Source organism: Pseudarthrobacter sp. W1I19 (assembly GCF_030817835.1).
Classification (GTDB): Bacteria; Actinomycetota; Actinomycetes; order Actinomycetales; family Micrococcaceae; genus Arthrobacter.
Genome location: NZ_JAUSZR010000001.1, coordinates 1,130,761 through 1,144,796, shown reverse-complemented (window position 1 = coordinate 1,144,796; position 14,036 = coordinate 1,130,761). Strand labels below are relative to the sequence as shown.

General features: G+C 63.1%; 12 protein-coding genes and 1 tRNA gene. 3 read left to right on the top strand and 10 right to left on the bottom strand.

All coding sequences use genetic code 11. The annotated features are described in order from the left end of the window. Nucleotides 1–139: 139 nt before the first annotated feature. A complete protein-coding gene (gene rpoB / locus QF038_RS05350; RefSeq protein WP_307609235.1) occupies nt 140–3,649 on the bottom strand; it encodes a DNA-directed RNA polymerase subunit beta in 3,510 nt (1,169 codons plus the stop codon). A 487-nt stretch (nt 3,650–4,136) separates the two neighbouring features. Here rpoB and QF038_RS05345 point away from each other — a divergent pair, with 487 nt between their 5' ends. Both QF038_RS05345 and QF038_RS05340 read left to right on the top strand, forming a co-directional pair. After that, nucleotides 4,137–5,336 (top strand): acetyl-CoA C-acetyltransferase, encoded by a 1,200-nt coding sequence (locus QF038_RS05345; RefSeq protein WP_307609234.1) that lies wholly within the window; start codon nt 4,137–4,139, stop codon nt 5,334–5,336. Beyond that, nucleotides 5,336–5,821: an aminoacyl-tRNA deacylase gene (locus QF038_RS05340; RefSeq protein WP_307609233.1), complete on the top strand. Its 486-nt coding sequence runs from the start codon at nt 5,336–5,338 to the stop codon at nt 5,819–5,821. The genes QF038_RS05345 and QF038_RS05340 overlap by 1 nt, the downstream gene beginning before the upstream one ends. A gap of 130 nt (nt 5,822–5,951) precedes the next feature. Here QF038_RS05340 and rplL read toward each other — a convergent pair whose 3' ends face one another. The 9 genes from rplL to QF038_RS05295 form a co-directional block, all read right to left on the bottom strand. Next, nucleotides 5,952–6,329 carry a 50S ribosomal protein L7/L12 gene (rplL, locus tag QF038_RS05335; protein WP_013601842.1) on the bottom strand — a complete coding sequence of 126 codons (378 nt, stop codon included), beginning with the start codon at nt 6,327–6,329 and terminating at the stop codon, nt 5,952–5,954. Nucleotides 6,330–6,406: 77 nt separating this feature from the next. Next, a complete protein-coding gene (rplJ, locus tag QF038_RS05330; RefSeq protein WP_307609232.1) occupies nt 6,407–6,988 on the bottom strand; it encodes a 50S ribosomal protein L10 in 582 nt (193 codons plus the stop codon). A gap of 296 nt (nt 6,989–7,284) precedes the next feature. Then, the gene (locus QF038_RS05325; RefSeq protein ID WP_307609231.1) at nt 7,285–8,403 is read right to left on the bottom strand and encodes a GNAT family N-acetyltransferase; all 1,119 of its coding nucleotides are present in this window, start codon (nt 8,401–8,403) and stop codon (nt 7,285–7,287) included. Between the two features lie 7 nt (nt 8,404–8,410). Beyond that, nucleotides 8,411–9,544, bottom strand: a complete 1,134-nt coding sequence (locus QF038_RS05320; protein WP_307609230.1) for a GNAT family N-acetyltransferase — start codon at nt 9,542–9,544, stop codon at nt 8,411–8,413. 146 nt (nt 9,545–9,690) lie between these two features. Beyond that, nucleotides 9,691–10,398 (bottom strand): 50S ribosomal protein L1, encoded by a 708-nt coding sequence (gene rplA / locus QF038_RS05315; RefSeq protein WP_307609229.1) that lies wholly within the window; start codon nt 10,396–10,398, stop codon nt 9,691–9,693. 185 nt (nt 10,399–10,583) lie between these two features. Next, nucleotides 10,584–11,015 (bottom strand): 50S ribosomal protein L11, encoded by a 432-nt coding sequence (gene rplK / locus QF038_RS05310; protein ID WP_003803853.1) that lies wholly within the window; start codon nt 11,013–11,015, stop codon nt 10,584–10,586. 128 nt (nt 11,016–11,143) lie between these two features. Then, a complete protein-coding gene (gene nusG, locus QF038_RS05305; RefSeq protein ID WP_307609228.1) occupies nt 11,144–11,974 on the bottom strand; it encodes a transcription termination/antitermination protein NusG in 831 nt (276 codons plus the stop codon). Nucleotides 11,975–12,088: 114 nt separating this feature from the next. After that, nucleotides 12,089–12,373, bottom strand: a complete 285-nt coding sequence (secE, locus tag QF038_RS05300; protein WP_307609227.1) for a preprotein translocase subunit SecE — start codon at nt 12,371–12,373, stop codon at nt 12,089–12,091. Between the two features lie 83 nt (nt 12,374–12,456). Beyond that, a tRNA-Trp gene (locus QF038_RS05295) sits at nt 12,457–12,529 on the bottom strand. A gap of 278 nt (nt 12,530–12,807) precedes the next feature. Here QF038_RS05295 and QF038_RS05290 point away from each other — a divergent pair. Continuing rightward, on the top strand, nt 12,808–14,025 hold the full coding sequence (locus QF038_RS05290; RefSeq protein WP_307609226.1) for a pyridoxal phosphate-dependent aminotransferase: 1,218 nt from the start codon (nt 12,808–12,810) through the stop codon (nt 14,023–14,025). The last annotated feature ends 11 nt before the right edge of the window (nt 14,026–14,036 follow it).

The following is a 14,036-nucleotide window of genomic DNA, read 5'->3' as shown; positions in this document are numbered from 1 at the left end:
TCCCTGTTCTCTCTTGTTCTCTAAATTCTGAAGTCTTGGTGCGGGGTTTCGACAAGCTCAACCACCAGGCACCCTTGGTTACGGAAAGAGGGAGGCAAGGTACGACGGCGGGCGGTCACCCGGCGTCGTACCTCACCTGCTAGACCTCTTCTACGGAACTGGGCTCTGCACGGGACAGATCGATACCCAGTTCCTCCGCAGCCGTGAAGACTGCGTCATCAGAGTCACGCATTTCAATTGTGGTTCCGTCCGTGGAGAGGACTTCCACGTTCAGGCACAGCGACTGCATTTCCTTGATCAAGACCTTGAAGGACTCGGGAACGCCCGGCTCGGGGATGTTCTCGCCCTTGACGATGGCTTCGTAGACCTTCACGCGGCCATGGATGTCATCGGACTTGATGGTGAGGAGTTCCTGGAGCGTGTAGGCCGCGCCGTAAGCTTCGAGCGCCCACACTTCCATTTCACCGAAGCGCTGGCCACCGAACTGTGCCTTACCACCCAGCGGCTGCTGCGTGATCATGGAGTACGGGCCGGTGGAGCGCGCGTGGATCTTGTCATCCACCAGGTGGTGGAGCTTCAGGATGTACATGTAGCCGACCGAGATCGGATCCGGGAACGGCTCACCGGAGCGGCCGTCGAACAGGCGGGTCTTGCCGGAGGAGTTGATCAGGCGTTCGCCGTCGCGGGTCACGTTGGTGGAGTCCAGCAGGCCCGTGATTTCCTCTTCGCGGGCGCCGTCGAACACCGGCGTTGCAACAGTGGTCTGGCCACTCTCGCGCGGCAGGTTCGGCAGCTGCTTGACCCACTCGGGCTCGCCTTCGATCTTCCAGCCGGTCTTGGCAACCCAGCCGAGGTGCGTTTCGAGCACCTGTCCCACGTTCATACGGCCCGGGACACCCAGCGGGTTCAGGACGATATCAACGGGGGTGCCGTCGGCAAGGAAGGGCATGTCCTCAACGGGGAGGATCTTGGAGATAACACCCTTGTTGCCGTGGCGGCCGGCGAGCTTGTCGCCGTCGGTGATCTTGCGCTTGGCAGCCACGTAGACGCGGACCAGCTGGTTCACGCCCGGGGGCAGCTCGTCGTCGTTGTCGCGGTCGAAGACGCGTACGCCGATGACCGTGCCGGACTCGCCGTGGGGCACCTTCAGGGAGGTGTCGCGGACTTCGCGGGACTTCTCACCGAAGATAGCGCGCAGCAGGCGCTCTTCCGGGGTCAGTTCGGTTTCACCCTTCGGGGTGACCTTTCCGACCAGGATGTCTCCTGCTTCAACCTCGGCACCGATGTGGATGATGCCGCGCTCGTCCAGGCCTGCCAGGACTTCCTCGGACACGTTGGGGATGTCACGGGTGATTTCCTCGGCACCAAGCTTGGTGTCGCGGGCATCGATCTCGTGCTCCTCGATGTGGATGGAGGAAAGAACGTCCTCGGCAACAATGCGCTGCGAGAGGATGATGGCGTCCTCGAAGTTGTGGCCTTCCCATGACATGAATGCCACGAGCAGGTTCTTGCCGAGGGCGAGCTCGCCCTGGTCCGTTGCCGGGCCGTCGGCGATGATGCCGCCAACTTCCAGGCGCTGGCCTTCGTTCACCAGGACACGGTGGTTGTAGCAGTTGCCCTGGTTGGAGCGGGCGAACTTGTTGATGCGGTAGTTGGTCTCGGTGCCGTCGTCGTTGAGCATGATGACGAGCTCGGCGGAAACCTCGGTGACCACACCGGCCTTCTTCGCGATGACAACGTCACCGGCATCGACGGCGGCTGCGCGCTCCATGCCGGTGCCCACGAAGGGAGCCTCGGAACGGACCAGCGGCACGGCCTGGCGCTGCATGTTGGCACCCATGAGTGCGCGGTTGGCGTCGTCGTGCTCGAGGAACGGGATCAGGGCGGTTGCCACGGACACCATCTGGCGCGGGGAAACGTCCATGAACTCGACGTCCTCGGCCGGAACGAGGACGGGCTCGCCTCCACCACCACGGGCACGGACCAGGACGGTGTCCTCGGCGAACTTCTTGTTCTCGTCCAGCGGCGCGTTGGCCTGGGCGATCAGCACCTCAGCCTCGTCGTCGGCCGTCAGGTACTGGACGTCGTCGGAAACGACGCCGTTCTTGACCAGGCGGTACGGGGTCTCGATGAAGCCGAACGGGTTGATGCGTCCGTAGGATGCCAGCGAACCGATCAGGCCAATGTTCGGGCCTTCAGGGGTTTCGATGGGGCACATGCGTCCGTAGTGGGACGGGTGCACGTCACGGACTTCCATGCCGGCGCGGTCACGGGACAGACCACCGGGGCCAAGCGCGGACAGGCGGCGCTTGTGGGTCAGGCCCGAGAGCGGGTTGTTCTGGTCCATGAACTGCGACAGCTGGGAGGTTCCGAAGAACTCCTTGATGGCTGCCACCACGGGGCGGATGTTGATCAGGGTCTGCGGCGTGATGGCCTCGACGTCCTGGGTGGTCATACGCTCGCGGACAACGCGCTCCATGCGGGACAGGCCGGTGCGGACCTGGTTCTCGATGAGCTCGCCGACGGCGCGGATGCGGCGGTTGCCGAAGTGGTCGATGTCGTCGATTTCGACGCGCAGGTCCACTTCCTGGCCGTCGCGGGTGCCCTTGATGGTCTTCTCGCCGGCGTGCAGCGCAACGAGGAACTTGATCATGGCAACGATGTCTTCAACGTGCAGGACCGAAGCTTCCTTGTCGCCAAGGGAACGGTCGATGCCAAGCTTGCGGTTGATCTTGTAACGGCCAACCTTGGCCAGATCGTAGCGCTTGGAGTTGAAGTACAGGTTGTCCAGCAGGGACTGGGCAGCCTCGACGGTGGGCGGCTCGCCCGGGCGCAGCTTCCGGTAGATGTCCAGCAACGCGTCTTCGCGGGTCTCGGTGGCGTCCTTCTCCAGGGTTGCCCGCATGGAGTCGTACTGGCCGAACTCTTCGAGGATCTGGCCTTCGGTCCAGCCGAGGGCCTTCAGCAGCACGGTGACGGACTGCTTGCGCTTGCGGTCAAGGCGGACGCCGACCTGGTCGCGCTTGTCGATCTCAAGCTCGAACCAGGCGCCGCGGGACGGGATGATCTTCGCGGTGAAGATGTCCTTGTCGCTGGTCTTGTCAGCGGCGCGTTCGAAGTAGGCGCCCGGGGAACGGACCAGCTGGGAGACGACGACACGCTCGGTGCCGTTGACCACGAAGGTACCCTTCTCGGTCATCAGCGGGAAGTCGCCCATGAACACGGTCTGCTGCTTGATTTCGCCCGTGTTGTTGTTCATGAACTCGGCCTTGACGTACAGCGGAGCCGAGTACGTAGCGTCCCGGTCCTTGCATTCGGCCATGGTGTACTTGGGGTCAGCGAACTCCGGATCGGAGAAGCTCAGGGACATGGTGCCCTGGAAGTCCTCGATCGGGGAGATCTCTTCGAAGATGTCCGAGAGGCCGGACGTGGTGGCGACGCTGAGATCGTTTTCTTCGACAGCTTTGGCTACGCGTGCCTGCCAGCGTTCGTTCCCGACCAGCCAGTCGAAGCTGTCCGTCTGGAGGGCAAGCAGATTCGGAACGTCAAGAGGTTCGTGAATCTTTGCGAATGAGAGCCGGCGAGTGGCACCATCAGTGCTGTCGGCGGTGTTAGCGGTTTCGTTATTAGAGGTGCTCGAGGCGACCAAGAGGGATCCTTCCACAGACCTTCAGGCGTTTTCAGATCTCCCCCGCTGCACCCTGCGGAATGACTCCGCAGTGCTACCATCCGGTTCCGCTATATGACCCGGGGCCGGTGCCGATAATCCTGTGACGTTGTTGACGGCACGTTGATTGCCAGCTGCCAGGCGAAAGCCCACCGCTATATGAAGGCTGAAGGTAAACAGGGAAGACGCAAATATCTACGATACGGCAAAACAACCTACATGTCTACCCCACATCCGGCCCGATTGCAAGCACTGGTTTTCCCGGCTCCGGAGTGGGTGCTGCGGCAGTGCCTTGCCTCTGCCGCTTCTAAGAAGGACGACGGCGGCCCAATGGTCCGGCTGCCAGCTGCAGGACGCAGCAACCATCCTTAGGAATGCTTGTGCTGGCCCGGGCGTTTGAATAGTTGGGTGAGCAGCGTCACGGTAGCCTTGGTGGCCTACCACCGGAATCAGATCGGGAGAGATAAACATGGGCAACTCCGCGGACAACACTGATGTTGTCATTCTCGCAGCAGTACGCACACCGCAGGGCCGGATTAACGGGCAACTGGCGAGCTTCACCGCCGTCGACCTCGGGGCGCATGCCATCAAGGCGGCGCTCAAGGCCAGCGGCGTGGACGCCGGCCAGGTGGAGGCGGTCATCATGGGCCAGGTGCTGCAGGCCGGTGCCGGGCAGAATCCGGCGCGGCAAAGCTCCATTGGCGCCGGCATCGGCTGGGACGTTCCGGCGGTGACCGTGAACAAGGTGTGCCTTTCGGGGCTGACGGCCGTCATCGACGCCGCCCGGATGATCCGTGGTGGAGAGGCCTCTGTGGTGGTGGCCGGCGGACAGGAATCCATGACCCGGGCACCGCATCTACTGCCTGGGTCCAGGCAGGGCTGGACATACGGTTCCATCCAGGCACTGGACGCGGCGGCCCATGACGGATTGACCGATGCGTTCGACGGCCAATCCATGGGCTTGTCCACCGAAACCCGCAACCTCACGCTCGGCATCGACAGGACCTCCCAGGACAACGTGGCCGCACAGTCCCACCAGAGGGCAGCATTGGCAGCCAAGAACGGAACGTTCGACGACGAAATCGCGCCCATCAGCGTCAAGCAGCGCAAGGGGGATCCACTGGTGGTCTCCACCGACGAGGGCGTCCGCCCCAACACCTCGGTGGAATCGCTGGCCGGACTCCGCGCGGCCTTCGTCACCGACGGCACCATTACCGCCGGCAACTCCTCTCCCCTGTCAGATGGTGCTGCCGCCCTGGTCCTCTCCTCCCGGGCCTATGCGGAAGAACACGGGCTGGAATACCTGGCGGTTGTGGGCAAGCCCGGGCAGGTTGCAGGCCCGGACAATTCATTGCACTCCCAGCCGTCCAACGCCATCCAGAACGCTTTGGGGCGTGCGGGCTGGAGCACGTCAGAGCTGGACTTCATCGAAATCAACGAAGCCTTCGGTTCCGTGGCGGTCCAGTCACTGAAGGACCTGGACTACCCCCTGGAGCAGTGCAATATCCATGGCGGGGCCATCGCCCTGGGCCACCCCATCGGAGCATCCGGCGCGCGCCTGGCAGGCCATGCCGCACACGAACTCAAGCGCCGCGGAAAGGGCAAGGCCGCGGTGTCGCTGTGCGGCGGCGGCGGGCAGGGCGAGGCGCTCCTGCTGTACCGCGACTGATGGGAAACACAGCACCCGGCACCGGCACGGACAGGTTCCTTGCCGACGCCGAGGCCCGCGGCCTGCAGGTCGAGGTTGTGGAAAGGCCCGCCGCCAAAAGCCTGGAGGAGGCAGCCGGCATCCTGGGGATCACGCCGTCGGACATTGTGAAGTCCCTGGTAGTCAAGCACAAGGACGGCTCGTTCCTGTTCGCGCTGATTCCAGGCGACCGCCAGATTTCCTGGCCCAAGCTGCGCACCCTCGTGGGCGTCAACAAGCTCTCCCTGCCTCCGGCTGATGTGGCGCTGGATGCCACCGGCTACGAACGCGGCACCATCACCCCGCTGGGCAGCACCAACAGCTGGCCGGTCTATGCGGACGCCACCATCACCGGCCGGAGGATCTCGATGGGCGCCGGAGCGCACGGCTACAGCGCTTTTGTGGACGCGGATGCCCTCACCGGTGCGCTGGGCGCTGTGGTCGCGGATATCAGCGACCCTGCCTGAGCCGCCCAACTGACTGACAGTTAGCGTCGTCAAACCGCGTTTTTTCACGCCGTCAACGGCGACTCAGTGGGGAAAAGCAGGAAAGCCCCGCCCACAAACGTGGACGGGGCTTTCCCAGGAAAAGGCGTTGTTACTTGAGGGTAACGGTGGCGCCTGCAGCCTCGAGCTGCTCCTTGGCCTTCTCGGCAGCTTCCTTGGTAGCACCTTCGAGGACAGCCTTGGGAGCGCTGTCAACCAGGTCCTTTGCTTCCTTCAGGCCCAGGGAAGTGATGGCGCGAACTTCCTTGATCACTGCGATCTTCTTGTCGCCGGCTGCTTCGAGGACGACGTCGAAGTCGGTCTTCTCTTCAACCTCTTCAGCAGCTGCGCCACCGGCGGGGCCGGCAACTGCAACAGCAGCAGCGGTAACTTCGAAGGTCTCTTCGAAGAGCTTGACGAACTCGGAGAGCTCGATGATGGTCAGTTCCTTGAAAGCTTCAATGAGCTCTTCGTTGCTGAGCTTCGCCATGGTAGGCGTCCTTCCTGTTGTGGTGTTCTGCGGCGCGGGGCCGGGCATCACACCGGAGTCTGGTGGGGTGAAGAGTCTTAGTTCTCTTCAGCTGCGGGAGCTTCGGCCGGGGCCTCAGCTTCTGCGGCAGGTGCTTCTTCAGCGGCGGGCGCCTCGGCAGCTGCCGGTGCACCGTTCTCTTCTTCAAGCTTGAGGCGCAGTGCGTCGATGATGCGTGCAGCTGCGGCAGCGGGGGCCTTGAGGACGCCTGCAACCTTGGCGAGCTGCAGCTCGCGGGACTCGAGTGCTGCCAGGGCAGCAACCTCGCTGGCGTTCAGAGCCTTGCCCTCGAAGTAGCCGGTCTTGATGACAAGCTGCTTGTTGGTCTTGGCAAAATCCGTCAGGCTCTTGGCAGCGGCAACTGCGTCACCCTTGATGAACGCGATTGCAGTGGGGCCGGAGAGCTGGTCGTTGAATGCTTCAACACCGGCTTCCTTGGCTGCAATGGCGGTCAGGGTGTTCTTGACGACCGCGAACTTGGTGTCCTGGCCGAGAGAAACACGCAGCTGCTTGAGCTGTGCAACGGTGAGCCCGCGGTATTCGGTCAGGACAGCGGCGTTCGATTCCTTGAAATCGTTAGTGATCTCAGCTACTGCTGAAACCTTGGTAGGCGTTGCCATAACCCTCCTTCCGGGGATAGTGCCGGTATGCGACGGTCCCCGCTCAAGAGAGCTAAAACTAAAAACGCCCCGCGCAGATGCACGGGGCTTGGCTCAACACGGATCAGTCCATGGAGCTTTGCTTCGTTCACCTGCGCCGGCCGCCCTGCGTTGAGGGTCCTTCGTCCAGAAACCCACTGCTTCTCCCGCGCACAACTGCAGAGTTGAGCAATGCTCGAGAGAGTGGATTTCCAACAACCGACGGTCTTTGGTCATCCCAGTCTACGGGAGAGCCACGAGAGCGCCAAATCGGGGCGTCAGCTGGTGCTGGTGTGCAGGTGCGGAAGCTCCTTCTGCCAGATGCCGGTCACGCCGGCTGTCTGGAAGCCAAGCTGCTTGTTCACCGTCAGGAGGTACCGGTTCTCCGGGGCGTTCCAGGTGTAGATGACCCGCGCGTCCGGGAACTGCTCGGTGAGCCGCTCCATGTTGGCCACCTTGATCAACAGGCCCAGCTTGTTGCCGCGGTGTTCCTGCAGGACAAGGGTGTCGTCCTGGAAGACGACGTCGGCGCGGTGCGCCAGCACGGTGATGGTGGTCAGGCCCACCAAGGTTCCGGTGGCGAGGTGTTCGACGGCGGTGACCACGGTCCGCCTGCCCTGGGCAATGGCGACTTCTTCGGCCTCCCGGAGGATGGCGCCGTCGAACACCATCTCCTGCTCGACGGGCGCATCCAAGGCGGGATCGACGTCGGCCCCGGCCAGGTTCTCCAAGGCCGCGACGGCTTCCAGCCACTGCTCCGGGCAGCGGTCCGTCCAGTGGTGCAGCCGGTACCGCCCGTTGTTGGCCTCATCCGCTTCCGCCTGCAGGTCGGCCACAAGCTTGGTGTCCAGCGGCAACGTGCAGGAGCTGAACTGCTCGATGTGCTGCAGCGTGTAACCGGTGCGCTGGGCGAACTCCACTTCGCGGCTTTCCAGCGGTACGAAGCCCTGCCCTGTGCCGGGGACCAGCTGGGCACGTTCAAATTCATGCAGGGACGCGCCCGGGTGGTTGGTGTCCACCAGGATCATGGTGCGGCCCTCCTCGCGGGCCAGCTGTTCAGCTGCCTGCAGCAGCCGCCGGCCCACACCCTGGCGCTGGAACTCGGGGAGGATGTCAAGGGTGAACTCCGCCAGGTCCAGGTTGTCAGTGAGGGGCAGGGCAATATCGACAGTGCCCACTATCTCCCCGTCCACCTTGGCCACGAGAATGAGCTGCCGCTCGTAGGGGTCCTGGAACTCAAGCAGCTTCTCCAAAGGGCCGTAGGCGAGGTCATCGCTCCCCCAGGTCTGCATGCGGACTTTCCGGCCCACCTCGACGGCGGCCAGGAAGTCAGCTGCGTCCGGCGCGTCCAGTGAGTCGGGAATCCAAAGCTGCTCGATCTTTACGTCTCTTGCCATAGGCGCATCATCCCAGCCGTTTCTGCCACTCGCCTTCATAACCTGCAGGTTTGAATCCAAGTGCGATATTTATGGCCAGCATATGTTGGTTTTCGTTGGCATTCCATGTCAGGACCGAACGCGCCGACGGCCATCTCGCTTGTGCCCGCCGCAGGTTTGCTATTTTCACCAGCATGCCCAGGCGCCGGCCGCGGTGTTCCTTGGTCACCAGGGTGTCCTGCTGCGCTACGGAATCCGGGACTCCGGGGCGCCAGTTCAGGACGGTGTAGGCCACCAGTTCTCCCGTGGTCCGGTGCACTGCAGCAGTGACGGCGGACTGGACCCCGCCGCGTAGAAGCGTCTGCTCCTCCTCATGGACCCTTGCCGTATCCCACTCCTCGCGTTCCCAGTCCAGACCGGCAATGGGAACGTCTGTGCTCATGGTTGCCTTGAGCCGGGCATAGGCCTGCACCAGGTCCTCGGGGCAGGTGTCATCCCAGCCGGTCAAGGTGTACTCCCCGGCCTTCGCTGAGGCCCCGGTTTCCAACCGGTCCAGCACCTCTGGCGGCACGGGCAGCTCCAGGCGGCTGGAGCGTTCCACCTGCTCCAGTTCATAACCGGTGGCAACAGCGAAGGCGACGGCCGGATCATTCACGGGCAGGTTGCCCACCCCTGATTTGGCCGGAAGCAGGGAGCCGCCGTCAGGACCCTGCAGCGGTACCTCATGATAGGCATCCAGGGAGGTCCTGCCCCGTGCCCTGGCAACGGCTTCGGCGTGGGCCAGGAGAGCACGGCCCAGGCCCTGGCGGCGATGGGCAGGGGCGATAAGGACGTCAATTCCGGCGGTGTGGGTGTTCTCGCGCAACGGAAGCGTCACCGAACACAGCCCCACGGTTTTAGATCCAAGCCGGGCCAGGTAGAGGTGCCGTTCCTCGTAGTCGTTGCCACGCCAGTACTCCAATGCCTCAGGCAAGGTGGGGCAGCGGTCAAGGTTGCCCCAGAGGGCCAGTTCGTGGGCCACCCGCAGTGCGTGGCACGCCTGGAACCCGGCACTGGGTTGTGCTCCCCCGGGTTCAGACCCGGCAGCCGGCGGCACCTCGACGGCGGCTATGGTCAGTGCTGCGTTTTCCGCTGCGGATGGGTGCGGATCCGGTTCGCCCATTTCCATAGCTTAGGCGTCGAACCCGCCCCGTCTGGATACGTTCCCACGGGCAACATGAAACCGCCAGTTAAAACAAGAACCGCCCGGCAGGTGCCGGGCGGTTTTGTTTGCCGCAGAAATCCGCGGCAGGAGCTTCAGACGAGGATTTAGGCCTCGACGAGAACCTTGGTGACGTTCGGGTCGACGGAGATGCCGGGACCGAACGTGGTGGCAACCGTGGCCTTCTGGATGTAGCGGCCCTTGGAAGCGGACGGCTTCAGGCGAAGCACCTCTTCCAGAGCTGCCGCGTAGTTCTCAGCCAGCTTGATGGCGTCGAAGGACACCTTGCCGATGATGAAGTGCAGGTTGGAGTGCTTGTCGACGCGGAAGTCGATCTTTCCACCCTTGATGTCGTTGACGGCCTTGGTGACATCGGGGGTCACGGTGCCCGTCTTCGGGTTCGGCATCAGGTTACGCGGACCCAGGACCTTACCGAGGCGGCCAACCTTGCCCATGAGGTCAGGGGTGGCGACGGCGGCGTCGAAGTCGGTCCAGCCGCCGGCGATCTTTTCGATCAGGTCATCGGAACCAACGAAGTCGGCGCCGGCAGCGATTGCTGCCTCAGCCTTGTCACCCGTGGCGAAAACCAGGACGCGGGCGGTCTTACCGGTGCCGTGGGGCAGGTTGACCGTGCCGCGGACCATCTGGTCAGCCTTGCGGGGGTCCACGCCGAGGCGGAATGCAACCTCAACGGTGGCGTCGAACTTGGACGGGTTGGTGTCCTTGGCCAGCGTCACTGCCTCGAACGGTGCGTAGAACTTCTCCGCGTCGATCTTGGCGGCTGCTGCCTCATATGCTTTGCTGCGCTTTGCCATGCTGCTTGTTTCTCCTTGTGCAGTTGTGGTCTGCGGACCGCGCTGGGCCCTGCCACAGTTGGTGCTCCGACCCGTTATCCGTGCCGGATGTCCAACATTTCAATTTTGGTGGTGCCGGTGTCCCGGCGGTGCCGCCCGTCGTCGTGATCGGTTTCCCGAGCCCGGTTCAGAGGCTACGGGTACGACTAACCCTCGACCGTGATGCCCATGGAGCGGGCGGTGCCGGCGATGATCTTTGCTGCGCCTTCCAGGCTGGTGGCGTTGAGGTCTTCCATCTTCGTGGAGGCGATCTCGTTGACCTGGGCCTGGGTCAGCTTGGCAACCTTGACGGTGTGCGGGGTAGCTGAACCCTTGGCGACGCCTGCAGCCTTTTTGATGAGCTCTGCAGCCGGCGGGGTCTTGGTGATGAACGTGAAGGAACGGTCCTCGTAGACCGTGATTTCCACGGGGATGACGTTTCCGCGCTGGGCTTCCGTCGCAGCGTTGTACGCCTTGCAGAATTCCATGATGTTGACACCGTGCTGGCCAAGCGCAGGACCGATCGGCGGAGCCGGGTTAGCGGCACCTGCCTGGATCTGCAGCTTGATGAGGCCGGTGACCTTCTTCTTGGGAGCCAATGTAGGGTCCTTCTCTCAATAACGTCCTGGGACACAGGAGCGTGCCTCAGGTTTTTGGCCGCCATGGCAAGGCGGCCGGCCGTTCCGGCGCTGCTAAGCGGGCAGCGCCGGAACGAATTCTTGGGACATCAGATCTTGGTGACCTGGTTGAACGCCAGGGTGACAGGCGTTTCGCGCTCGAAGATGGAAACCAGGACCACGAGGGTCTGGGACTCGACCTTGATCTCGGAGATGGTGGCGGGAAGGGTCTCGAAGGGACCTTCCTTGACGATGACGGACTCGCCAACTTCGAAGTCCACGTCCACCGGAGCCTGGTTCTGCTTGTTGACCGGCTTGCCCTTCTCGGCCTGCTCTTCTTCGAAGACCGGGGCGAGCATGGAGAAGACCTCGTCCAGGCGCAGCGGGACCGGGTTGTGGGCGTTGCCCACGAAGCCGGTAACACCGGGGGTGTGCCGGACGGCGCCCCAGGAGGCGTCCGTCAGGTCCATGCGGACCAGGACGTAACCGGGGATGCGGACGCGGTTGATGACCTTGCGCTGGGCGTTCTTGATCTCAACGACTTCTTCCATGGGCACCTGGATTTCGAAGATGTAATCTTCCATGTCCAGGGTCTGGATGCGGGTCTCCAGGTTGGCCTTCACGCGGTTTTCGTAACCTGCGTAGGAGTGGATGACGTACCAGTCACCCTCCTGACGGCGCAGCTTGGCCTTGAACTCCTCGGCGGGGTCAACGTCGGCCTTGGCTGCGGCAGCGGCGAGGGCGTCGGCGGACTCTTCCTCAGAGCCGGCCTCGTCATCGGACTCTGCGTCAAAGTCATCAGAGTCGGCGTCGTCGTCGGAATCGGCGTCGCTGGCTTCGGGCGCGGAGGAATCAACCTCAGACTCGTCACCGGCTTCTGCCGTGATGTCCGCGGACTCTTCCAGCTCAGTCTCGGTTACCTCGAGCTCCTGCTCAGACACTTGGTCTCCTGCTTCCTCATTGCCTAACATGCCTATTTAAATGGCTCAATTCCGCACACCGGTGTTTCCCTCCGGTTTTCCCGGATGGAACACGCAGCTGCGGATGGTTCAGCCTTAGCTGTCCGTGGGGCCGGTACCGCCGAAGATCCAACCGACAGCAGTTCCGAAACCGATGTCCAGCAGGCTGACGATGACCATCATGATGGCCACGAACACCAGCACCACGAGCGTGTAATTGATCAGTTCCTTGCGGGTTGGTGCAACAACCTTCTTCAGTTCGCCGATGATCTGGCGGACAAAGAGTGCAATGCGGGCGAAAAAGTTTGCCTTGGCGTCCTTCTTAGCTGGGCGGCCCTTGGAGCTGCTGGCAGCTGTTTCGGTCACCTGGTCCTCGCTCATCTTTGCAATGTTGGATTACCCGGCCCTGATCAGAACCATGGTTGCTGCGCTTGCCCCGGGCTTTTCGCCCGGGACAGCTTGCGCAGGGCAGACAGGACTCGAACCTGCAACCTGCGGTTTTGGAGACCGCTGCGCTACCAATTGCGCCACTACCCTATGGAGTGAATCTCACCCTGACCACAACGAACCGCCAGCTTGCACTGGGGCGCACGTCATCATCCGTGTTTTCAACACCGGTGAACCAGTCTACGCAACAACTTCGCGTTCGTCGAACCGGCCCATTTCCGGCCCTTCCCGACGCCTTTGCCTGAAGCGGGCTGCAAGGCAGTCACATTCAAAACCGGCAACCCGGAGGGTCCGGTGAACAGCATAGAGTAGAACTCGTCGAATCCCACATTCCAGCCTCCGGGCTGCAAGCGAAGAACGGACCTGCCATGTCTGCCGCCCGCGTTTCCAAGCGCATATCCGCAATTGCCGAATCCGCCACCCTTGCTGTTGATGCCAAGGCGAAGGCGCTGAAGGCAGCAGGCCGGCCGGTTATTGGATTCGGCGCCGGCGAGCCGGACTTCCCCACCCCGGACTACATCGTCCAGGCGGCCATCGAAGCGGCGGGCCAGCCGAAGTACCACCGCTACTCCCCCGCCAGCGGGCTGCCCGAGCTGAAGAAAGCCATCGCCGAGAAGACCCTGCGCGACTCAGGCTACGCCGTCGACCCTTCCCAGGTCCTGGTGACCAACGGCGGCAAGCAGGCCGTCTACAACACGTTCGCCACGCTGGTGGATCCGGGCGATGAGGTGATCGTCCCCACCCCGTTCTGGACTACCTACCCGGAAGCAATCCGGCTCGCCGGTGGTGTGCCCGTTGAGGTTTTCGCCGGCCCCGAGCAGGACTACCTGGTGACCGTCGAGCAGCTTGAGTCCGCGGTCACCGACAAAACGAAGATCCTGCTGTTCGTCTCGCCGTCCAACCCCACCGGCTCGGTCTACTCGCCGGAGCAGGTGGCGGAGATCGGCAAGTGGGCCGCCGCCAAGGGCCTGTGGGTTGTCACGGACGAGATCTACGAGCACCTGACCTACGACGGCGTTCCCTTCACCTCCATCGCTACCGCCGCACCGGAACTGGGCGACAAGGTGGTCATCCTGAACGGAGTGGCCAAGACCTACGCCATGACCGGCTGGCGCGTGGGCTGGATGATCGGCCCGGCAGACGTCATCAAGGCCGCCACCAACCTCCAGTCGCACGCCACGTCCAACGTTTCGAACATCATGCAGATCGCCGCCCTCGCGGCCGTGTCCGGGCCGCTGACCGCCGTGGATGAGATGAAGGTGGCCTTCGACCGCCGCCGCAAGGCCATCGTTGCCGGGCTCAACGCCATCGAAGGCGTGGAATGCCCGACGCCGACAGGTGCCTTCTACGTGTACGCGGACGTCCGCGCGCTGCTGGGTAAGGAATTCCCGACGGCGTCCGGCACCTCCACACCGCAGACCTCCGCCGAGCTGGCTGCCTTGATCCTGGACGAGGTTGAGGTGGCAGTGGTTCCGGGTGAGGCGTTCGGGCCCTCGGGCTACCTCCGCCTTTCCTATGCCTTGGGCGATGAAGACCTCGCTACCGGTGTGCAGCGGCTGCAGGACTTCCTGGGCAAGGCCCAGTAGGACGCTTCCAC